This is a genomic window from Treponema peruense, assembly GCF_016117655.1.
Taxonomy (GTDB): domain Bacteria; phylum Spirochaetota; class Spirochaetia; order Treponematales; family Treponemataceae; genus Treponema_D; species Treponema_D peruense.
The window spans coordinates 815,059-836,081 of sequence record NZ_CP064936.1; the positions used below are offsets into that span (position 1 = coordinate 815,059).

Below are 21,023 nucleotides of genomic sequence, written 5' to 3' on the forward strand. Positions count from 1 at the left end.
GTAAACTAATGTGTTATTAAACACGCTATTTCGGTGCAGGCGTTTTTTCCGTCCATTGCGGAACTTACAATGCCGCCCGAATAGCCGCTTCCTTCTCCTGCAGGGTAAAGGTGTTTTGCTGTACTGCATTCAAAACTTGTTTTGTCCCTGAGTATTCTTACAGGAGTGCTTGTTCTTGTTTCTGAAGCGATAAGAACAGCGTCGTTGCTTACAAAACCCTGCATTTTTCTTCCGAATTCAGTAAAACCGGACTTGAGTCTTGAGACAATCTGTTTTGGTAGCCATTCATCAAGACGGCTTGAAACAAGACCCGGCGCATAGCTTGACTTTGGCAGTTCAGCAGAAAGTTTTCCTTCCAGAAAGTCAATAAGTTTCTGCGCCGGCGCTTTTTGACCGTCACCGTGTGCTGCAGTTTCCTTTTCTATATATCTTCTGAAATAAAGACCCGCAAGTTCTGCACTTTTGTTTTTTACGGCCATTTCAGTGAATGTTGTCGGTATATCTTCAGGCCGTGTTTCTACTACAATTGCAGCATTGCTCCAGGCGCTGTTCCGTCCGGCAGCAGACATTCCGTTTACAACAATTCCGTCCGGCTCAGTGGCGCTCGGAACAACAAATCCTCCGGGACACATGCAAAAGCTGTAAACCCCGCGTTCATTCTGCTGCGATGTGAGCCTGTATTCCGCAGCCCCAAGATGCTGCCCCCTCTGGCCGTGATACTGTATTTTGTCTATAAGTTCGCGCGGATGTTCAACCCTGACTCCTATAGCGAAAGTTTTTGCTTCAAGTGAGCCAGGAATTTCTTTTGAAAGAATTTCGTAAATGTCCGAAGCGGAATGTCCTGTTGCAAGAAGAACTGCATCTCCTGTAAATTCTTTCTGTGAGCCGCTGGTTGTATTTACAGTTTTTATTCCTTTTACTACTGGAATGGCATTTTTCGTTCCGGCGGGTTTTTCGGTAATGAAGCCAGTCATTTTTGTATTGAAGTGGAATTCGCCGCCCATTGAAATTATAAAAGTGCGCATTGCTTTTATTATCTGCGGAAGTTTGTCTGTTCCGATGTGGGGGTGAGCGTCGGTAAGAATTTTTTTGTCTGCACCAAAGTGTACAAAAATTTTTAGGATGGAACTTATGTCACCGCGCTTTGAACTTCTTGTGTAAAGCTTTCCGTCGCTGAATGTTCCGGCACCTCCTTCTCCAAAACAATAATTTGAGTCTGAGTCAACAAGATTGTTTTTTCCTATCGCCGCTATATCACGCTTGCGGTCATAAACTTCAGAGCCGCGTTCTATAATAACAGGACGGATTCCGTATTCCAGAAGTTTAAGGGCACCGAACAGACCTGCAGGACCAGAGCCGACGATTATTACTGTATGTTCACTCCCAGCTTTTTTCCATAGCGGAATGGAAGACATTGCGTCTGCAGGATTTTCATCTATATAAACTTTGTAGCGCAGAATAAGTTTTACCTGCCTTCTTCTTGCGTCTACAGATTTTTTTACAAGAACAGGAATTATTTTTTTTGTTTCTGCATTTATTCCGTTTAGGGAAAGGGCTTTTTTTATTTTGCCCAGAATAATGCCGCTGTCGTTTTCTTCATGGGGAGCGGCGGTAATTGAAATTTCTGATGTCATTTTGCTGGAAAAATTAGTGGAAAAATCCGCCCCAAACGCATTCAGGGCGGACACGGTTTTAGTTAAAGAATTCCAGTACTTTGTCCGGACATGCCTTTACGCATTCTCCGCAGGAAGTACATTTTGTGTAGTCAATTTTTGGAATTCCAGACGAAATATCAATGCACTGTTCTGTACATTTTTTTGCACAAAGTCCGCACTTAAAGCAGCCTGCAGAACAGTCTTTTCTGATCTGCGGTTTGTTGTCGCTTTTTGAAGAACATTTTGCAACAGGACCTTTTGTTGCGGCAGGAATAATTGAAAACAGATGTTTTGGACATGCAACAGCGCATTTTCCACAGCCAACGCATTTTTCGCGGTTAACGTGCGGAAGTCCGTCGTTTCCCATAGAGATGGCGCCGAACGGGCAGACCACTTCGCAGTCACCGTAACCTATGCAGCCGAAAGCGCATTTTTTTATTCCGTTAACGGCAAGGTTTGCTGCGGCGCATGTTTTGACACCGTTGTATATTCCCTTTGAAAGGGCACACTCTTTTGTACCGGCGCAAGCAAGAAACGCAACTTTTTTTTCTGCACTTCCGGCGTCTACTCCAAGAATGGAAGCAATTTTTTCTGCAACAGAAGGACCGCCTGCAATACAGCCAGAAGCCGGTGCTTCACCTTTTACTACAGCCTCAGCAAAGGCATCACATCCTGCAAAGCCGCAGCCACCGCAGTTTCCGCCTGAAAGTACGTCTCTTACAGCCTGAACTCTAGGGTCAACTTCAACAGCAAAAATCTTTTTGAAAAGACCCAGCAGTATTCCAAGAACAAAGCCTACAAGAAGTGCAACGATTATTGTAAAGATAATTGTATTCATAAAATCACCTATTTAATAAGTCCCTTGAATCCAAGGAAGGCAAGACTCAAAAGGCCTGCTGCAACATAAAGAATGGGTGTTCCTTTGAATGCAGCCGGAACTTTTGCTGTCCTGAGCTTTGAGCGCACTCCAGACATAATTACCATGCTCATTAAAAAACCGGCGGCTGTTCCGAGTGCATAAACAATGCTCTGACCGTAATTGTAGTTTTTTCCGATGCAGTTGATTGTTACGCCAAGAACAGCGCAGTTTGTCGTAATAAGCGAAAGATAAATTCCCATAGAACTGTAAAGTCCCGGAGCAGATTTTTTCAGATAGAATTCCACAAGCTGGACAAGGGAGGCAATTACAAGAATGAAGAAAAGTGTCTGAAGAAATTCAAGTCCCAGAGGAACCATTACGAATTTATACAGCGGCCAGGTAACGGCAGTTGCGAGAATAATTACGAAAGTCGTAGCAAGTCCCATTCCTGTTGCCTTGCCGGTTTCACTTGTCATTCCTATAAAAGGGCAGATTGCAAGATATTGGATAAAGACAACGTTATCTATGAGGGCTGACTTTATGAAAAGCTGAATAAGGTCTGTCATTTTTTAGCCTCCGATTTGTTCTTGAAAGCCTGAACAAGGGCGCCCAAAAGTCCGAATACCATAAATCCTCCAGGAGCACTGTTAAGAATTCCAATTCTGTATGCTTCGGGAATAACGGTAATTTTAAGCGGGGTTCCTGCCATGAGTGTTCCGCCGCCAAGAAGTTCACGTACAAGTGAAATAAGAACAAGAACTATTGTATAGCCGAGTCCCATTCCAAGTGCGTCAAGAATTGAATTGCCGGTATTGTTCTTTGAGGCAAAAGCTTCTACGCGGCCCATGATAATGCAGTTGACTACAATGAGCGGCAGAAAAACTCCGAGTGCATCATAAAGTGACTGTACGTAAGCCTGAAGCACAAGCTGAACAATTGTCGTAAACGCCGCAATAATAATGATAAAAACAGGAAGTCTTATTGCGTTGGGAATGTGTTTTCTGAAAATACTGATTACAATTTCGCTCATCAGAAGAACAAAAGTCATTCCCATTCCCATTCCCAGTCCGTTGAAGATACTCGTCGTTACACCAAGTGATGAGCACAGACCGATGTTCAGAACAAGAAGCGGGTTTTCTCTTAAGAATCCATTTGTGAATATTTTAAGCTGTTTATTCATAGTCGTGTCCCCTGAAGTATTTTAGCATTGACGAAGTTCCGCAGGAAATCATGTCGGCAATAGCATTGCTTGTAATTGTTGCACCTGAAATTGCGTCAAAGTTAACTCCGGCTTTAAATCCCTGTTCCGCATTTTTTCCGTTGAACTGGCCGTAAAAAGTCTGTCCGTTCGGGAGTGTGAATGTAGGATCGTTTGCCTTGAGTCCGAATCCCGGTGAGTCTGTAAGTTCCAGAAACTGAAGGCCGGTAACTGTTCCGTCAACTGTCATTCCTACGATGATTGTTCCCCTGTCATAAGTTGGGCCCGAAACCTGGGCTGTTCCGCCTATAACTTTTTCACCTTTTTTTGCAAGATACATTTTTTCAATTGCAATGCTTTTGTTTTCGCCCTGGGCAAAGTCCTGAATCTGTTCAAAAGATTCTGCTTCGGGAACAACAGCTTTCATAGCCGCGTTTGCTTTGTCTATCTGGTTCTGAGAGATTTTTGGCCCGGTAAGATTGCTTACAACTGCAAGAACAGCGCAGGAAACCATTGCGTAAAGTGCAAGAACCAGTCCGAGCCTGATTGTTTCGACAGAAGATCTGTTTTTTTTGTTTTCACTCATTTCTGTTCCCCGGTCTTTGCGATTGTTGTGTCAAATTCCTGTACGATTTTTCTTGGTGCAGGACGCCTGTGTCCCTTCTTTCCGTAGCCGTACATTCTGCCTGTCACGTTGTTAAGGAAAGGTGCAATTGTGTTCATGATAAGTATGCTGAACATTACGCCTTCGGGATAGCCGCCGAATCTTCTGATAAGGAAGGTTATGAGTCCGCAGCCAAAACCGAAAATAAGGCGGCCAGGTTTTGTAACCGGTGCCGTTGCGTAGTCGGTTACCATGAATGTTGCACCGAAGAGAAGTCCTCCGGTAAGCATGGCCGCAAGTGTTTCCATTCCGGCGGCAGCGGCATTTCCTGTACCTGCAAGTGAAGACAAAAATGTTCCTGCAGCAACTGTAGCAGTCATTGCAAGCGGTGCCCTCCAGTCAATTATCTTTGTAAGTACAAGGAATGCAAAAGAAATGAGTATAAGAAGAATTGAAGTTTCACCGATACAGCCGGCACGGTTTCCAAAGAAATACTGGCTTACCATGTCCAGTGTAAAGGTCTGTGCGCCCGATTTTATTCCGCTCAGAATTGTTGCAGAAGTAACTGCGTCAAGCTGGGGGTCAAGCCATGATGCTCCAAGTGTCGCCGGAAAACTCAAAAACAAAAATGCACGTCCGGTAAGGGCAGGGTTAAACACGTTTGAACCTATTCCACCGAACAGTCCTTTTGCTATTACAATTGCAACAAGGTCCCCAAGAATTATCATCCACAAGGGTGTCGCAGGCGGAACAACAAGTGCAAGAAGTACTCCGGTAACGCATGCCGACAGGTTGGAAACACACACTTTCTGTCTTGTTATTTTCTGGAAGGCTGCTTCAAAAACCACACAGGCAGCGACAGAAACTGCAATAAGTGCAAACGCTTTCATGCCGAATGTTACTGTTGCGTAAATGCATTCTGGAAGAAGTGAAACAAGCACAATAGCCATGATGCCAGTAGTTGACCCGCCAAATTTAAAGTGCGGGCTTGAGGAAAGATAAATTCCTTTTTTTACATCGCCGCTCATTTTGAATCTCCGTTTGGTTTGTTTGAGTCCGCAGCTTTTTTTGCAGCTTCGGCTTTTGCCCTCTCCTGCGCCATTTGTGTACGGACAATGGATTTTCCCATCCTGAATCGCTGCACGAGTCTTATTCCGGCAGGGCATACATAAGCGCAGCATCCGCATTCAATGCAGTCCATGAGTCCGAACTTTCTTGCAGAGGCAATATTCTGTGCTTCCAGTTCCTTTGACATAAGAACGGGTGAAAGATGCATAGGACATGCACTGATACATTTTCCGCAGCTTATGCACTGGCTTTCGTCCTTAAGGAAAGTTTCTTCTTCTGTAAGGAAAGTAATTCCGCTTGTTCCCTTCACAATAGGGAATGCTTCTGTCGGCATGGAAAATCCCATCATCGGACCGCCGCTGATTATTTTTACGGTGCTGTCTTTTTTGTCAAAGAACTGGGGCATAAGGTCGCTTACCAGTGTTCCGACCGGGACTTTAAGGTTGCACGGTTTTGTACATCCGCCGCCTGAAACTGTAAGCGCACGTGAAATAAGCGGCATACCCAGTCTGAATGCGTCACTTATTGCACAGAATGTTCCGACGTTGCTTATAATTGTTCCTGCATCTGCCGGAAGTTTTGCAGACGGAATTTCTGCTCCCAGTACTGACTCTACGATAAATTTTTCACTTCCCTGCGGATATTTTGTTTTGACAAGTACAACTTCCATGTCGTCAGTGTAGCCGCACTTGAGAATCTGTTCTTCAAGAACAGGTTTTAAATAAGCCTTGTTGTCTTCGAGTGCGATTATTCCGTAAGCACCGCTTATTTTAAGTACAATGGCAAGACCGTCAATAAGTTTTTCCGGCGTTTCCTTCATTGTGCGTTCATCAACTGTAAGGTAAGGTTCACATTCCGCTGCATTTACAAGAACGTATTCTATGTCCTTATCTTCAGGCGGATTGAGTTTTACATGTGCAGGGAAAGATGCTCCTCCCATTCCCACAATGCCTGCCTGCTTGATGCGGTCAAGCGCCGCTGTCCGTTCGCACGTAAAGGGATCAAGCGGTTCCATGAAAGCTGTTGTGTCAGAACCGTCGGACTCAATAACGATGCACGGAACTTCAGTATTTCCGGTCGTAAGAAAGTTCGCAATTTTCTTTACTTTTCCGGAGACAGAAGCATGAACCGGAACCGACATGAATTTGTCACCGGACGCAATTACCTGGCCTTTTGCCACAACATCACCGACTTTTACAAGTGGAGTGTTGGGTGCGCCTCCCATGGTTACGGGAATAGTGACAGTGTTGGAAGAAGGAAAAGCAGGTGTTATGGGGCAGTCCCTGCTTAGTTCCTTCATTTCTTTTGGATGAATTCCACCCTTGAATGTGCGCGTTTTCATGCCGGTAATTCTACTGCATATAAGGAAAAAAGTCTATTTTATTGAATGCCGTTTACAGCATTTTGCCGCGCCTGTTTGCTTTATTTTCAAAAAATGTTATCTTTGAAGGCATGAACAAAAATCCTGTAACGACAATAATTCCGACTCCTTCTGCATGGAAAAGAACTGCCCTTGTAATATTGGGAGCAGTGCTTTTTGCGGTAAACTTAAAGACTTTTGTTTACACAGCAAATCTTTTTCCCGGCGGTTTTTCCGGTCTTTCACTTTTGATTCAGCGTGCGGTACAAAAATTTCTGGGCTTTGAAATACCGTATACACTTCTTTACGGAATTCTGAATGCTGTTCCGGTTTATATAAGCTTCAGGTTTATAGGCCGGAATTTTACAATTTTTTCGCTTATAATGATTGTTCTTTCGTCAGTGCTTACAGATTTTATTCCGGGAATTACAATAACTGATGATATTCTTTTGTGTTCTGTCTTCGGCGGAATTCTGAACGGCGCTGCAATTACACTTTGTCTTTATGCAGATGCAACAAGCGGCGGAACAGATTTTATTGCGATTTATTTTTCTGAAAAAACGGGACGGGACATGTGGAATGTAATCTTTGCGGGGAACTGCGTTGTACTTGCTGCAGCCGGACTTCTTTTCGGTTGGGAAAAGGCACTTTATTCAATAATTTTCCAGTTTGCGTCAACACAGGTTCTTAATCTTCTTTACAGGCGCTACCAGAAAGTAACAATGCTCATTGTAACCGACAAACCAGACGAACTCTATGAGATAATTCACCGGACTACAAACCACGATGCAACAAAACTTGAAGCTACCGGCTGCTACAAAAAGTCAGATAAGACAATGCTTTATACTGTTGTTTCGGGAGACGAAGCCGGAACCCTTGCAAAAGATCTGCGCCGTGCAGACCCGCTTGCCTTTGTAAACGTATTGCGTACTCAGGAAGTGCTGGGGCGTTTTTTTACACGGCCCAATGACTGACTTTTCTTTTTCTGAGCAGAAGACTTTGCTGACGTTTTTGCAGAAGGAACACTTTTCTTTGCGGAACCGCCACCGCTTTTACGCGGCCGCCCGCCTTTTTTTCCATTTTCACGTGACGCCGCGGCCTTGCGTTCAGATTTGACTGCGCCCAAAGCCGCCGCCGCGCTTTTTGCAGAAAGAGGTATGTCTTTTTCTTTCCATTCGACCAGCGTTTTTTTTGGCGCTTCTGCAAAATTTACAAGTTCCTGTATATAATTCTGCGCGGCTTTTATTCTGGCAAGAACGTTGTCTGCAAATTTTTTTTCTTTGCAGAGTTCAAGCGCGGCAGAAAGTTCGCAAAGTTCAGAAAAAATATTTTTTGCCGCAGCTGCAGTTCTTTCTACAGTCAAAGAAAAATTCTGCCCGTCATTTTTTTTTCTGAACTTAAGGAGCATATTTTTTACGGCTGCGTCACGGGTACCCAGGTCAACGGTTTTTGTTTCATCAGATGCACCCAGAAGAATAAGTGAAATATTTGAGTCTGCAATTCTGAGGTCAAACAGTACAGACGAGTCTGCTTCAGGAATTTTGCTGAGCCTTTCAATCTCGCCGAGAACATAATTGTGCAGGTTTTCTAATTCTGATAGTTCAACTGTCATGGCAAAAAAAAGGTCACCCCGTCTTGCGCAGTGACCATAAATTCCCTTAAGTTCGTAAGGTTTTAGAACCAGACAGAAGCCTGGTCTTCCCAGTCAATAAGCTCTTCGGGCTTAAAGAAGAGGGCAATTTCGCGCTCGGCACTTTCATCACAGTCGCTGGCGTGAATAATATTGTGCTGTGTGTGGCTGCAGAAATCACCGCGGATTGTTCCCGGGTGTGCTTCTGCCGGACTTGTTGCACCTGTAATCTTGCGTACCAGTGTAACACAGTCATCGCCCTGCCATACCATCGCAACGACAGGACCGCTTGTAATGTAATCTACCAGCGGATCATAAAAAGCTTTGCCTTTGTGTTCGGCATAGTGCTTTGATGCCAGTTCCGGACTAATGTTCATCAATTTAAGTCCGACCAGTTTCAGACCTTTTTTTTCAAGGCGGCTGATAACTTCTCCAACGAGCCTGCGGTTTAAGACACCGGGCTTAAGCATAGTAAAACATCTTGTACTCATTAAACAAAAATAGCAGAAAGTAAAAAAAAATTCAATAATTCAACCGTCAACCGCCATTTTGTTCCGCAGATTAGTTTGCACTTTCTTTAAGTGAAACCGAAGTTCCGTCAATGCGCGCCTGGTAGCGTTCGGCATAGACAGGTCTTCCTTTAAAAAATCCCAGCCTTATGATTTCACTGTCAGTCGCTCCGTACATTTCTTCCATTCCGTTAAAAATAAAATTTCCCTGCGAATAGGCAATAAGTGATTTTCCGTGCCATTCCACCGGCTGAAGAACATGCGGATGGCTTCCAAGAACGGCAGCGGCTCCTGCTTCACAAAGCTTTTCGTAAAAATCCCTCTGTTTTTTTGTCGGAACAAACGAATATTCCTGACCGCCGTGCACGTTTACTACAACAGTTCTTCCGGCTGAGGCTTCTTTTTTTACGGCTTCAATAAGCTGGGGGCTTTCCCAGAGAATTCCCGCTCTTGTTTCAGTTGCAGAGGCGGTTTTTTTTCCGTCAAAGCCCGAACGTTCAACAGGGTAGGCACCGCAGGAAATAATGGAAAATTCCTGCCCTTTTATTGAAGTTGTGTAGAATTTCTGCGCTTCATTTATATTCATTCCGGCACCGCTTGTGGGAATTCCGTATTCTTTAAGTGCAAGCATTGTTTCCCGAAAGCCTTCTTCACCAAAGTCATAGCAGTGGTTGTTTGTCTGCATAAGGTAGTTGAACCCGGCTCTTTTCAGTTCGGGAAGAACTTTTTTATTGAATCTGAACGTGTAGGTTTTTGCTGCGTTTTTTAAGGAATCTGTAATGACACCTTCGAGGTTTCCGGACATTATGTCATTTGACTGCAGAATCGGCAGTGTGTCTCTAAAAACTTTTTGAATTCCGTCAGGTCCCGAAAGAAGAATTTCCTGAACACCGCGTGCAACCATCATGTCACCGACACTTCCCAGAAAAACTGTACGGGCGGCCTTTTTTGCGAAAACAAAAATACGCGCGCATTCATCTTTTATTTCTTTTTTATATATGGAATTATAAACTTCACAGACAGCAGCGGACTTTTTTTCCAAAGCATAGCCTTCTTCACCGGCATATTTTTCGTTTACTGGAAGCGCCCTGAATCCCTGAGGAATGTTTTGTGCGTCAGTCAACGAAACAGAAAGTCCGGGGCTCAAAACAGTCTGCGCTTTTTTCGGGGCAGAAAAATCGGCCTTTACCGAAGGAAACAGGCATTCACTTTCGAGTTCAAAATAAATTTTGTCAGTGCCGTCACTGTTCTCAAGAGCCGGAAAATAAGTCTGCATTGTTACAGAAGCGGCAGCATTTTTCTTTGCAGGAAACTTGCTCTTTTTTATAAATTTAATTTTTGAACTGAAATCTTCCTTTATATAAGCGTCATAAAGCCTGTCATCAACTGCAACCAGCGGTTTTTCAGGGCTGAATACGGATACTGCAAGAATAACTGCGGCAAAAAGACCGTATGCCAAGAATTTAATTTGTTTTTTCATTTTTTTCCTGACCGAATGTTTTTTTCTATAGTATAGGAATCACGGTTGTCTTGCAAGTTTCGGTCTGTTTTGAATGCGCTGAATAAAGCTATGTGTTTTCAAAATCGGCAGACACATCAATATTGTTTCCCTTGATTAAAACTGTAAAAATTCGTATAATTATAACTGTTTTTTTCTTAATCAGTGCATAATTATGCACGCGAAATATAGGAGTACATATGTTTGATGAATCTGATGAATCCGGCGGCTTTGTAAAAAATCTTTCCAAACTTGCCGAAAATAACGATCCTATCGAAACATCTCTTTATGAAAAATATGATGTTAAGCGCGGACTCCGATATTCCGACGGAAGAGGCGTTCTTGTCGGGCTTACAAGAATCGGTGACGTTGTAGGCTATGAAATTGATTCTACCGGAAAAAAAGTTGCTGTTCCGGGCCGTCTTATTTACCGCGGTTACAGTGTCGAAGATATTGTCCGTGATACAGAACGGCGCCACCAGTTCGGGTACGAGCAGTGCGTTTATCTGCTTTTGTTTGGTGAACTTCCTACACAGCGCCAGCTTGACGAATTTACATCTTTTTTGGGAACGCTTAGAACTCTTCCGCCCAATTTTACAGAAGATATGATTATGAAGGCGCCTTCCAGCGATATTATGAACAAGATTGCACGCGGTGTTCTTGCATCCTATTCTTACGATCCCGATCCCGAAAACCGCGATATAGCAAATATCCTGCGCCAGTGCGTTGAACTTATTTCACGTTTTTCTACACTGGCAGCTTACGGCTATCAGGCAAAGAGGCGCTATTATGACGGAAAGAGCATGTATATCCATAATCCTGTTCCCACACTCAGTACAGCCGAAAACTTCCTGCGTCTTATAAGAAGTGACAAAAGCTATACAAGACTTGAAGCCGAAGTCCTTGACCTGGCACTTATTCTTCACGCCGAACACGGAGGAGGAAACAACTCTTCACTTACAATTCACGTTGTATCTTCTGCAGACACCGATACTTATTCCGCAGTGGCAGCTGCAGTCGGTTCTCTAAAAGGCCGCCGCCACGGTGGAGCAAACATCCGTGTTATAGAGATGATGGACGACATCAAGGCCCATGTAAACGACTGGAGTGATGAAAACGAAATTGCCGAATATCTCAGGAAAATAGCACGCAAGGAAGCCTTTGACCACACGGGACTTATCTACGGCCAGGGACATGCTGTTTATACCATAAGTGACCCGAGGGCAATTCTTCTTCGCGACAAAGCAGCTGAACTTGCCAAAGAAAAGGGATGTGAAGAAGAATTCAACCTTTATCGCATTATTGAACGGCTTGCCCCGCAGATTCTGTATGAATTTCACGGTGACAAAAAGCGTATCTGTACTAACGTTGACTTTTATTCGGGCTTTGTCTACACAATGCTCAATATTCCGCGTGAACTTTTTACGCCTCTTTTTGCCATTTCCAGAATTGCGGGCTGGAGCGCACACAGAATAGAAGAAATTGTTGCCGGAGGAAGAATTTACCGTCCTGCATACAAAAATGTGTCCGAAGAAAGAGCGTATGTTCCTATAGAAGACAGGGTGGAGCACGAGCCAATCTGTCCCGTAAAGAAAGATGACAGCGGGGTTGTTACGGGCGGTCCTTCAGACTGAATGTAAAACACTCATTTTTGAACTACTTTATATTCAATTTTCCAAAATCAGGGGTAATGCGGTTTAAAAACTGTATTTCCCCTGATTTTTTTTATTTTTTGTTGACGATTAATGATTTTTTTTATTATCTTATTCTATAAATAAAGGAATTATAGATGAGCAAGGAAGAAAAAAGGAATCTGCAGCACAGAACAAGGAAAATACTGGTTCTGAAATGCAGACTGAAAATCAGGAAACACCAAAAACAGAACTTCAGCTGGCGCAGGAAAAAATTGCTAGTCTTGAAAAGCAGGTTGAGGATCTTAAAAAGTCAATGCCGACCTTAACGATCAGGTTCTTCGCCGTGCTGCTGATTTTGATAACTACCGCAAGCGTTCCATTCAGGAAAAGCAGGAGGTCTTTGATTTTGCAAACACAAACCTTCTGAAAGATCTGTTGGACAGTCTGGACAATTTTGACAGGACAATTGATGCTGCGGCCACTGCGACAGACCCGAAAACCATCGCAGACGGAATCAGAATTATTAACAAGTCAATGGTAAGTATGCTGGAAAACAAATACAATCTGGCAGCTTACGGTGAAGTCGGTGATGCTTTAATCCTGATCTTCACGAAGCCATCGGATCTTCACAAGACCCTGTTGCTGAACCTGTTCTTAAGGCTGTTTATCTTAAGGGATACAAACTCAAGGATCGTGTCATAAGACATGCCAAAGTAATGGTATCAATGCCTGACGGTACTGTCACTGAAAACAAAGAGAATAATTCCGGTGAAGCGGAGGCAGAGGATGGAACTGCCAAAACTTCTCTGGATGAATCTAAATAAATTAAGGTATTAATAGAGGAGCTTAGAAATATTATGGGAAAGATTATTGGTATTGATCTTGGTACAACAAACTCTTGTGTAGCCGTCATGGAAAATGGCGAGCCGGTCGTAATCCAGAACTCAGAAGGCGGACGCACAACTCCGTCAATTGTCGGATTTACAGCCAAAGGAGACCGCATTGTAGGTCTTCCTGCAAAGAACCAGATGGTTACTAACCCAAAGAATACAATTTATTCAATCAAGCGTTTTATTGGTCACCGCTACAGCGAACTTGAAGGAGAAGCAAAGCTTGTTCCTTATACAGTAAAGGATCACGGCCAGGACGTCCGTGTAGAAGTAGAAGAGAACGGTACAAAGAAAGAGTACAGCCCTCAGGAAATAAGTGCATTTATTCTTCAGAAGATGAAGAAGACTGCAGAAGATTATCTTGGAGAGCAGGTTACAGAAGCTGTTATTACAGTTCCAGCTTACTTTAACGATGCACAGCGCCAGGCAACAAAGGATGCCGGTAAAATTGCAGGTCTAGAAGTAAAGAGAATTATCAACGAGCCTACAGCCGCTTCACTTGCATTCGGATTTAACAAGGATCAGAAGCAGGACAAGACAATTGCCGTATACGATCTTGGTGGCGGTACATTTGATATTTCTATTCTTGAACTCGGAGACGGTGTCTTTGAAGTAAAGTCAACAAACGGTAATACACACCTTGGTGGTGATGACTGGGACCGCCGTGTCGTAAACTGGCTTATTGACCAGTTCAAGAGCGAAACAGGAATCGATTTGTCAAAGGACAGCATGGCATTACAGCGTCTTCGCGAAGCTGCAGAAAATGCAAAGATTTCTCTTTCAAACCAGACAACAGCAGAAATTAACCTTCCGTTTATTACTGCCGATGCCACAGGACCGAAACACCTTCAGAAGTCACTTACAAGAGCCCAGTTCGAGCAGATGACAGATGACCTCTTTGAAGCAACACGTGAACCGTGCCAGAAGGCTATGCACGATGCAGAAATTACACCTGACAAGATAGATGAAGTTCTTCTTGTCGGTGGTTCAAGCCGCATGCCAAAGGTACAGGAAATTGTAAAGAGCATATTCGGAAAAGAGGGAAGCCGTGCCGTTAACCCTGATGAAGCTGTTGCAATCGGTGCTGCAGTACAGGGCGGTATTCTTGCCGGAGATGTAAAGGATGTTCTTCTGCTTGATGTAACACCACTTTCTCTTGGTATTGAAACAATGGGCGGTGTATTTACACCTCTTATTCCGCGCAATACAACTATACCTACAAAGAAGAGCCAGGTATTCTCAACTGCCGCTGACGGACAGACTGCAGTTACAATTCATGTTCTTCAGGGTGAACGCGGAATGGCTGCACAGAACAGAACACTCGGTAATTTTGACCTTGTCGGAATTCCTGCAGCTCCGAGAGGAGTTCCTCAGATTGAAGTTACATTCGATATTGATGCAAACGGTATCGTCCATGTTTCTGCAAAGGATATGGGAACAGGAAAAGAGCAGCATATTCAGATTCAGAGCTCATCAGGCTTGAGTGAAGACGAAATCAACCGCATGGTTAAGGATGCCGAAGCCAATGCCGAGTCTGACAAGAAAAAGCGCGAAGCTGTAGATGCAAAGAATGAGGCTGACAGCCTTGTTTATTCTACCGAAAAGACACTCAAGGATTTGGGTGACAAGGTTTCGGCAGGAGACAAGAGCAATATTGAGTCTGCACTTAATGAACTTAAAGAAGCACTCAAGGGTGATGATACAGAGAACATTAAGAAGAAGACAGAGAATCTTAAGCAGGCTTCTTACAAGATAGCAGAGGAAGTTTACAAAGCCCAGGCTGCTGCACAGCAGGCAGGTGCTGGAGCCCAGACAGGAGCTTCTGCCGGTGCTGACACTGGTGCCGGAGCTTCTTCAAATGCCGGCCCGTCAGGTTTTGACAAAGGCAAGGCTGACGATGTCGAGTATGAAGTTCACGATGACAAATAAATAACGTCATGTAAAGTTAGCCTCCGTCGTTGTGACGGAGGCTATTTTTTGATATAATCAGACGTAATTTAATTTCAGGAATAAAAAAATGGCTGCAAAACGTGACTATTATGAAGTTTTGGGCGTAGATAAAAGCGCTGACAAAGATACAATAAAAAAAGCTTACAGAAAACTTGCCGTAAAGTACCATCCGGACAGAAACCCGGGCAACAAAGAGGCCGAAGAAAAATTCAAGGAAGCAACAGAAGCTTATGAAGTTTTAAGCGACGAGCAGAAAAGGCCCATTTATGACCAGTACGGATTTGCCGGTCTTGACGGAATGGGAGGCGGTTCGCAGGGGTACAGCCATGCAGCCCAGGATTTCAGCGATCTGTTCGGCGGTATGGGCGGATTCAGTGATATCTTTGAGAATCTGTTTGGCGGCGGTTTCGGAGGCGGACGTTCTTCTTCCAGAGATTCAAACAGCGGTGCCAGTCTGCGTTATGATCTGGAACTCGACTTTAAGGAAGCGGTATTCGGATGCAAAAAGGAAATTACTTTCAGACATGACGAGCCCTGTCCTGAATGCCACGGTACCGGCGGTGCTGCAGGTTCAAGCAGGAAGACTTGTCCTACATGCCAGGGAATGGGCCAGGTCAGACGCTCTACGGGATTCTTTTCTGTTCAGCAGACATGTCCTGCCTGTAACGGAAAGGGCACTGTAATAGACCATCCGTGTCCGTCATGCAGGGGAGCAGGTGTTTACTCAAAGCATAAGGTTATGACTGTTACAATTCCTGCCGGTGTAGACAACGGAAAACGCATTACTATTCCGCATATGGGAAATGCTGGCGTTAACGGTGGTTCTACCGGAGACCTTATTATTGTAATAAATGTGCGCTCTGACAGATGCTTTGAACGGTCTGGAAACGATTTGTACTGTGCTGTTCCAATAACTATTTCACAGGCAGCCCTTGGTGCAGACATAAGCATCCGTACACTGGACGACAGAACTGTGGTTCTCAAGATTCCTTCAGGTACGACACAGGGCAAACTTTTAAGAATAAAAGGTGAAGGAGTTCCTTTTACCGGAACTACACGTAAAGGTGACCTTTATGTAAAAATTATGGTCGAACTTCCCACAAAACTTACAAGGGAACAGGCGGCAGTAATGCAGGAGTATGCAAGACTTGAAAATGCTACTACTTCTCCTGCACTGATTCCGCTTGAATCGCTCAGATAGTAAAAAAATTAGAGATACCCTATACAAAGACCTGGTTTCATTTTGCAGACCAGGCCTTTTTTTATGCTTTTTGAGTTGTGATAAACTTAACTACTAAAAAAAATCACCGTTTTTGTCGATAATATGATATAATAGTATAAGGTGTTTAAATTCTACCTGCTGAAATTCAAATTTGAGGTGCTAAATGTATAGGACAAGAAAACGTGTCGCCATTATACTGTCTACCGTGGCTCTTTTGATTATTTTGATTTTGTCTACGGTCAGTCTTGTTCCGGCAGCCCGCGAAAAAAATAAAGATGCTATGCCATTCGTTTTGGGAACAGCTTCGGCTTTGTTCTGTCTGGCAAGTGTTGTTATCTACAAAATAAGGTCCGAAATTTCCGACCGTGTAGATAAAAAAATAATGTACACCGGTGAAACGGCTCTTCTTACCGAATTTATTGAAAAACTGCGCTTCTGCTATTCTCTGGATGATTTTTACGATGCAATAGCTTCTGTTCTGGAGATACGCGGTGACTGTTCTGTACTTTATGTAGATAAAATCAAGAATTATGTTTTATATAACAGCCCCAGCAGGCTTTCTTGTTCTCCCGAAGTAATGAATACCCTTCAGCTTAATTATAATGCCGAATGGAAAAAAGGAATTTTCTATATAGGTGACAATTACGGAATCGTATCTGACTCTTCGCAGGCAAGAGGATTTTTTCTTTCAAATGCTTCGCACCATCTTTATGTATTCTGCCGCTATACAAAACTTTTTGACTTTGAAGTTTTTAAAAAGCTTTTTGAAGAATTCTGTCGCTTTCAGAGCAGAACCCAGACAATCAGCAATCTTTCAGAAATAAGCGCCCTTTCAAAGGAATGGAAGCAGCTTGCCGACACACAGCGCTCGTTTCTTCCGCCTGTAATGCCTCAAATAGACGGACTTTCTGTAGCTGCATACTTCAGGCCTTTGGTAAACGTTTCGGGCGACTATTACACGGTTCTTCCTATTTCAAAGACAAAAACCCTTCTTATGCTTGGAGACGTTTCTGGAAAAGGTCTTGCGGCTGCCCTGGTTATGGGTCTTGTTATGAATACCGTCAAGATTCTTGAAAACAAGGATAATCTTCCTGGAATGATTAAGGCTGTTGACAAAGCAATTAAGGGAATGAAACTTCAGGATAAGTATACTGTTCTTTTTCTGGGAATTGTAGATACAGAGAAAATGACAATCCGCTATGTTAACGCATCCATGTCTGACCCTCTGATTATTACGCGTTCTCCTGACGGATACAGAATAAAACCGCTGACTTCAAACTGTTCTCTTGTTGGAATTATTGATTTGCCCGAAGTGGAAGTCGCAGAGCAGCGGTTGTTCAGAGGAGATGTTATTCTTATGGCATCTGACGGTGTTTCAGAAGTAATGGATGATAGCGGTGAAGAACTTGGAAATACAAAGCTTTATCAGAATACAATCAAGGCAAGTGCAGTAAAAAGCCCCAAGGAATTTATAGACGATGTCGTTAACCTTGTAATGACATATAACGGCGGAAAAAAACTTCGCGATGATGTTACAATGATGGTCGCAAAGGTCGAGAGGTAATTTATGTTTTTTATTATCGTAAATATAGTTTTGTGTGCGGTTATGGTTGCCACTTCGTTTTCGATAGACCGTCACGGAAGAGTCAGCAACAATAATAATTCGCTTGTAAATATTATTTTGGTTCTTGCATCTCTTTTTGCCCTTATGGCATGTGATGTTGCTCTGTGTCTGTGGGGACCAAAGCAACTTTCACTTCTGTTGGGAAGATTTACGTATGTGGTTATGGGCTGGTTCTGCGTTTCTGTATGCAATTACATGATGGTTTTCCCGAACTACAATAAGAGCAGACTTCTTTCATTTACAAGATGGGTTTTCTATCTGCTTGCAGTTTATATAATCTTTTTTGCTCCGGGCGGATTTAAGAATATAGGCATAACACCCGTAGGCGCATTTTACATTGAGTCTGACTATATTTTCAAAACCGGAACATTCTCATCTTTGTTCCGTTTAAGATGGCTTGATTTGTATAAGATTTTTTATGTATTTGTAATTCCTGGCTTTACAATGCTTATGATTCTTGTGCGTTCTGAAAATGCAAAGAATAAACTTACGCGCCAAGATCTGGTTATGAATGCGTCTGGAATTATATGCATGTGGGCGCTGCAGCTTTTTATAAATTATTCAGAGACATTTCAGTTTATGGCCCCGGCACTTTATGTTGCAGGCTTTATGCCACTTGTTCTGATGCTTATTCATACAAGCCGCAATGAAGAAATCTGGGATGCAAAAACAGCAGTCCGCGGAATAATGCGCTTTGTTCTAAGGTATCTTATTCCGTCTGCTGTCTGCGGATTTGCATTTTACATAATCTGGCGCACGGTAAAAAATAATACTCTTCTTGAGTACGGCCTTTATTTTGCTGTTGTTTTCATGGTTTTTGCCCTCTGGATTTTCCTCAGAAAAACTTTCCACAACAAGGACTTTTTGAGAGACAACCGCTATGCTGCAAACTTTGAAAATGAAATTACTTCCATAGACTTTGACAAGGAACCTGTTGAAATTACAAACAGGGTATTCGAGATTTTCAAAAAGAATGTAGATACAACTTCAATGCGCATTCTTCTTGATTCCGGAAACGGATACCTTGATACAATTTATGCTTCTGACAACGAAAAGATTTCTGTTTCGGTAGATTCCATGACTTTTGATACTCTTCTTAATCTTCATCATCAGATTGTGTTCAGGGAATATGCCGAACGCAACACGACAGTTTCGGGAATAAGGGCTTCACTTCTTGAACTACTGGACAAAACCAATTCTGATGCATTTATTCTTCTTAATGAAGGACGCCAGATTTTAGGTCTTATTTTACTTGGAAAGAAGGCAAGTGGAAACGTCTATTCTGAATATGATTATACAACCTTCAACAAATTCTACTCAAATCTTTTTGTTATCGGATATTATGTAAAAAACATCATGAATGAAGCGGTTGTCGGTACAGTTAACCGCGAAATCAGAATGTCGGGACAGATAATCACTTCAATCCAGGAAAACATGGATCTTATCAAAAATCCAAAAATTGATGTTGGTTACATAATGGTTCCTGCGCATAACATTGGTGGTGAATTCGTAGATATGATCCGCCTTACCGACACAAGACATATTTTTATCATAGGTGCCCTGAGCGGAAAAGGTATTGCGGCTTCCATGAACATGGTTATTCTTAAGTCAATTATCAGAACCTTCCTTGCTGAGACTACGGACTTCAAGCTTCTTGTAGAAAAAGTCAATTCGTTTATCAGGGAAAGTCTTCCGAAGGGAACGTTCTTTTCGGGAACATTCGGTCTTCTTGACTTTAACACAGACACTCTTTACTACATCAACTGCGGAAGCCCTGCCTTGTTCCTTTACACGCGTGCTTACAATAACGTAATTGAAATTCAGGGTGAGGGAAGAATCCTTGGTTTTGCAAAAGACATAGGACATCTTGTAAAAGTAAAGAAAGTCAAGCTTGCACAGGGTGATATTGTTATGGCCTGTACAGACGGAATAATTGAAACCCGTTCTCTTCGCGGTGAAGTTTACGGCAAGTCCAGGGCACAGTCAGGACTTATGGAAAATTCAGGTTACCCAGCTTCAAAGATGGCCCAGTTCTCTTATGATTCTTTGGTTGAATTTACATCAAAGGAGCTTGAAGACGATATTACAGTTCTTATATTGAAATATCTTGGAGGAAAATAATGGATCAGTTGACAATTCGTGAAAAAGTCGGTGCAAATTATATTCTTCTTGAACTTTCAGGCGCGGTAAATGCATATACAATAAGTGAATTTCAGGAAAAAGTTTATTCTTACATCCCTGATTCAAATGTCGTTATTGATATGGCACAGGTTATCCAGCTTGATTCTTCGGGAATTGGTGTTGTAATTGCAGGGCACAATGACGGCGAGAAGTTCGGAACAAAACTTTTTATAATGAACCCGTCTGACGCGGCACGGCACTCCCTTGAACGGACAGGATTTCTGGATACATTCAATATAATCCATTCTGTAACGGAGGTTGCAGATGCTTCGTAAAAGTGTTGTTTTTGCAGTATTTGTTCCGATTGTATTGATGGCCTGTACAAAACCGGCAAAGGCAGACGCTTCATTACAAAAGGCGCAGAGCGGTACAGAAGCGGCTGTTTCACCTGAATTAAGAAAACTGGACACTGTTCTTTCTGTTATGTCTGAACGTGCAAAAGAGGCTGTTACAATCAGCAGCAAAAAAGAATTTCTTTCTGACCTTGAAGCCGTACTCACTGCAGAAAAAAAATACCGCAGTGATGATTTGCCGCTGTACACACTTATAGACAAGAAAAATCCTGTTTCAGCGGACTATGTTCCCAAAGATCTTGTTCCGCTTGTAAAAAATGATTTGTTCAGCATAAACAGAAATGATCTTTCACTCAGACCCGATGCGTACGAGGCGTTAAAAGAACTTTCTGCAGCAGCTCTTTCTGACGGAATAAAAATTCTTGTAAGTTCAACATACCGTTCCTATAAATATCAGGAAAATCTATTCAATTACTGGGTTTCTGTAGACGGGCTTGAAGAGGCTGAACGTGAAAGTTCGCGTCCTGGAACAAGCCAGCATCAGCTTGGTTCTGTAATAGATTTTGGTTCGATAACCGATGACTTTGCAGAAACAAAAATGGGGCAGTGGATTTATGCAAATGCTTCTGATTACGGATGGTCACTTTCTTTTCCGAAAGGCTACGAAGACGTAACAGGATACCGCTGGGAATGCTGGCACTTCCGCTTTATAGGAAAAGAAGCCTGCGCTTTCCAGAAAAAATATTTTTCCAATATACAGCAGTTTATGCTTGAATTTATAGATATCTGGAAATCGAGCTGAAATAGAAATAAAATGTAAAAATAAAGGGGCTGTCTCGTACTTTTGA

20 protein-coding genes and 1 pseudogene are annotated in these 21,023 nt (G+C 42.9%); 11 read left to right on the forward strand and 10 right to left on the reverse strand.

Features of this window, described 5'->3' with window-relative positions:
- Positions 1–5: 5 nt before the first annotated feature.
- From IWA51_RS03820 to rsxC, 7 genes are read right to left on the reverse strand one after another with little or no spacing between them, the layout of a single operon-like run.
- Complete coding sequence (locus tag IWA51_RS03820) at positions 6–1,634, reverse strand: NAD(P)/FAD-dependent oxidoreductase (protein WP_177528444.1); 1,629 nt, start codon at positions 1,632–1,634, stop codon at positions 6–8.
- A 58-nt stretch (positions 1,635–1,692) separates the two neighbouring features.
- The gene (locus IWA51_RS03825; RefSeq protein ID WP_198443298.1) at positions 1,693–2,493 is read right to left on the reverse strand and encodes an RnfABCDGE type electron transport complex subunit B; all 801 of its coding nucleotides are present in this window, start codon (positions 2,491–2,493) and stop codon (positions 1,693–1,695) included.
- A gap of 8 nt (positions 2,494–2,501) precedes the next feature.
- Positions 2,502–3,080 (reverse strand): electron transport complex protein RnfA, encoded by a 579-nt coding sequence (locus IWA51_RS03830; protein WP_177528442.1) that lies wholly within the window; start codon positions 3,078–3,080, stop codon positions 2,502–2,504.
- The gene (rsxE, locus tag IWA51_RS03835) at positions 3,077–3,694 is read right to left on the reverse strand and encodes an electron transport complex subunit RsxE (RefSeq protein WP_177528441.1); all 618 of its coding nucleotides are present in this window, start codon (positions 3,692–3,694) and stop codon (positions 3,077–3,079) included. Before rsxE ends, IWA51_RS03830 begins: the two co-directional genes overlap by 4 nt.
- Entirely contained in the window at positions 3,687–4,298 is a 612-nt protein-coding gene (locus IWA51_RS03840; RefSeq protein WP_198443299.1) for an RnfABCDGE type electron transport complex subunit G, read from the reverse strand. The genes rsxE and IWA51_RS03840 overlap by 8 nt, the downstream gene beginning before the upstream one ends.
- Positions 4,295–5,344, reverse strand: a complete 1,050-nt coding sequence (locus IWA51_RS03845) for an RnfABCDGE type electron transport complex subunit D (protein WP_198443300.1) — start codon at positions 5,342–5,344, stop codon at positions 4,295–4,297. Before IWA51_RS03845 ends, IWA51_RS03840 begins: the two co-directional genes overlap by 4 nt.
- Positions 5,341–6,726 carry an electron transport complex subunit RsxC gene (gene rsxC / locus IWA51_RS03850; RefSeq protein WP_198443301.1) on the reverse strand — a complete coding sequence of 462 codons (1,386 nt, stop codon included), beginning with the start codon at positions 6,724–6,726 and terminating at the stop codon, positions 5,341–5,343. Before rsxC ends, IWA51_RS03845 begins: the two co-directional genes overlap by 4 nt.
- Before the next feature lie 110 nt (positions 6,727–6,836).
- Here rsxC and IWA51_RS03855 point away from each other — a divergent pair, with 110 nt between their 5' ends.
- A complete protein-coding gene (locus IWA51_RS03855; RefSeq protein ID WP_177528437.1) occupies positions 6,837–7,718 on the forward strand; it encodes a YitT family protein in 882 nt (293 codons plus the stop codon).
- Here the strand turns inward: IWA51_RS03855 and IWA51_RS03860 are convergent.
- From IWA51_RS03860 to IWA51_RS03870, 3 genes are all read right to left on the reverse strand, one after another.
- Positions 7,676–8,356 (reverse strand): hypothetical protein, encoded by a 681-nt coding sequence (locus tag IWA51_RS03860; protein WP_198443302.1) that lies wholly within the window; start codon positions 8,354–8,356, stop codon positions 7,676–7,678. The two genes, IWA51_RS03855 and IWA51_RS03860, sit on opposite strands and share 43 nt — an antisense overlap.
- 62 nt (positions 8,357–8,418) lie before the next feature.
- Positions 8,419–8,865, reverse strand: a complete 447-nt coding sequence (gene ndk / locus IWA51_RS03865; RefSeq protein WP_177528435.1) for a nucleoside-diphosphate kinase — start codon at positions 8,863–8,865, stop codon at positions 8,419–8,421.
- 70 nt (positions 8,866–8,935) lie between these two features.
- Complete coding sequence (locus IWA51_RS03870) at positions 8,936–10,363, reverse strand: CapA family protein (RefSeq protein WP_198443303.1); 1,428 nt, start codon at positions 10,361–10,363, stop codon at positions 8,936–8,938.
- A 218-nt stretch (positions 10,364–10,581) separates the two neighbouring features.
- Here IWA51_RS03870 and IWA51_RS03875 point away from each other — a divergent pair, with 218 nt between their 5' ends.
- From IWA51_RS03875 to IWA51_RS03910, 10 genes and pseudogenes are all read left to right on the forward strand, one after another.
- On the forward strand, positions 10,582–12,015 hold the full coding sequence (locus tag IWA51_RS03875; protein ID WP_198443304.1) for a citrate/2-methylcitrate synthase: 1,434 nt from the start codon (positions 10,582–10,584) through the stop codon (positions 12,013–12,015).
- Positions 12,016–12,229: 214 nt separating this feature from the next.
- Entirely contained in the window at positions 12,230–12,442 is a 213-nt protein-coding gene (locus IWA51_RS12650; RefSeq protein WP_230402704.1) for a hypothetical protein, read from the forward strand.
- Positions 12,391–12,717: pseudogene (gene grpE, locus IWA51_RS03880) on the forward strand (nucleotide exchange factor GrpE); the annotation flags it as partial. The gene IWA51_RS12650 and the pseudogene grpE (IWA51_RS03880), both read left to right, overlap by 52 nt.
- Positions 12,633–12,839, forward strand: coding sequence for a nucleotide exchange factor GrpE (gene grpE, locus IWA51_RS12780; RefSeq protein WP_268969659.1), 207 nt, complete (start codon positions 12,633–12,635; stop codon positions 12,837–12,839). The pseudogene grpE (IWA51_RS03880) and the gene grpE (IWA51_RS12780), both read left to right, overlap by 85 nt.
- A 33-nt stretch (positions 12,840–12,872) precedes the next feature.
- Positions 12,873–14,834, forward strand: a complete 1,962-nt coding sequence (gene dnaK / locus IWA51_RS03885) for a molecular chaperone DnaK (RefSeq protein WP_177528431.1) — start codon at positions 12,873–12,875, stop codon at positions 14,832–14,834.
- Positions 14,835–14,922: 88 nt separating this feature from the next.
- Entirely contained in the window at positions 14,923–16,056 is a 1,134-nt protein-coding gene (gene dnaJ / locus IWA51_RS03890; protein WP_177528430.1) for a molecular chaperone DnaJ, read from the forward strand.
- Between the two features lie 184 nt (positions 16,057–16,240).
- Complete coding sequence (locus IWA51_RS03895; RefSeq protein ID WP_198443305.1) at positions 16,241–17,641, forward strand: PP2C family protein-serine/threonine phosphatase; 1,401 nt, start codon at positions 16,241–16,243, stop codon at positions 17,639–17,641.
- A gap of 3 nt (positions 17,642–17,644) precedes the next feature.
- A complete protein-coding gene (locus IWA51_RS03900; RefSeq protein WP_198443306.1) occupies positions 17,645–19,822 on the forward strand; it encodes a PP2C family protein-serine/threonine phosphatase in 2,178 nt (725 codons plus the stop codon).
- A complete protein-coding gene (locus IWA51_RS03905; protein WP_198443307.1) occupies positions 19,822–20,157 on the forward strand; it encodes an STAS domain-containing protein in 336 nt (111 codons plus the stop codon). The genes IWA51_RS03900 and IWA51_RS03905 overlap by 1 nt, the downstream gene beginning before the upstream one ends.
- On the forward strand, positions 20,147–20,977 hold the full coding sequence (locus IWA51_RS03910; RefSeq protein ID WP_198443308.1) for a M15 family metallopeptidase: 831 nt from the start codon (positions 20,147–20,149) through the stop codon (positions 20,975–20,977). The genes IWA51_RS03905 and IWA51_RS03910 overlap by 11 nt, the downstream gene beginning before the upstream one ends.
- The last annotated feature ends 46 nt before the right edge of the window (positions 20,978–21,023 follow it).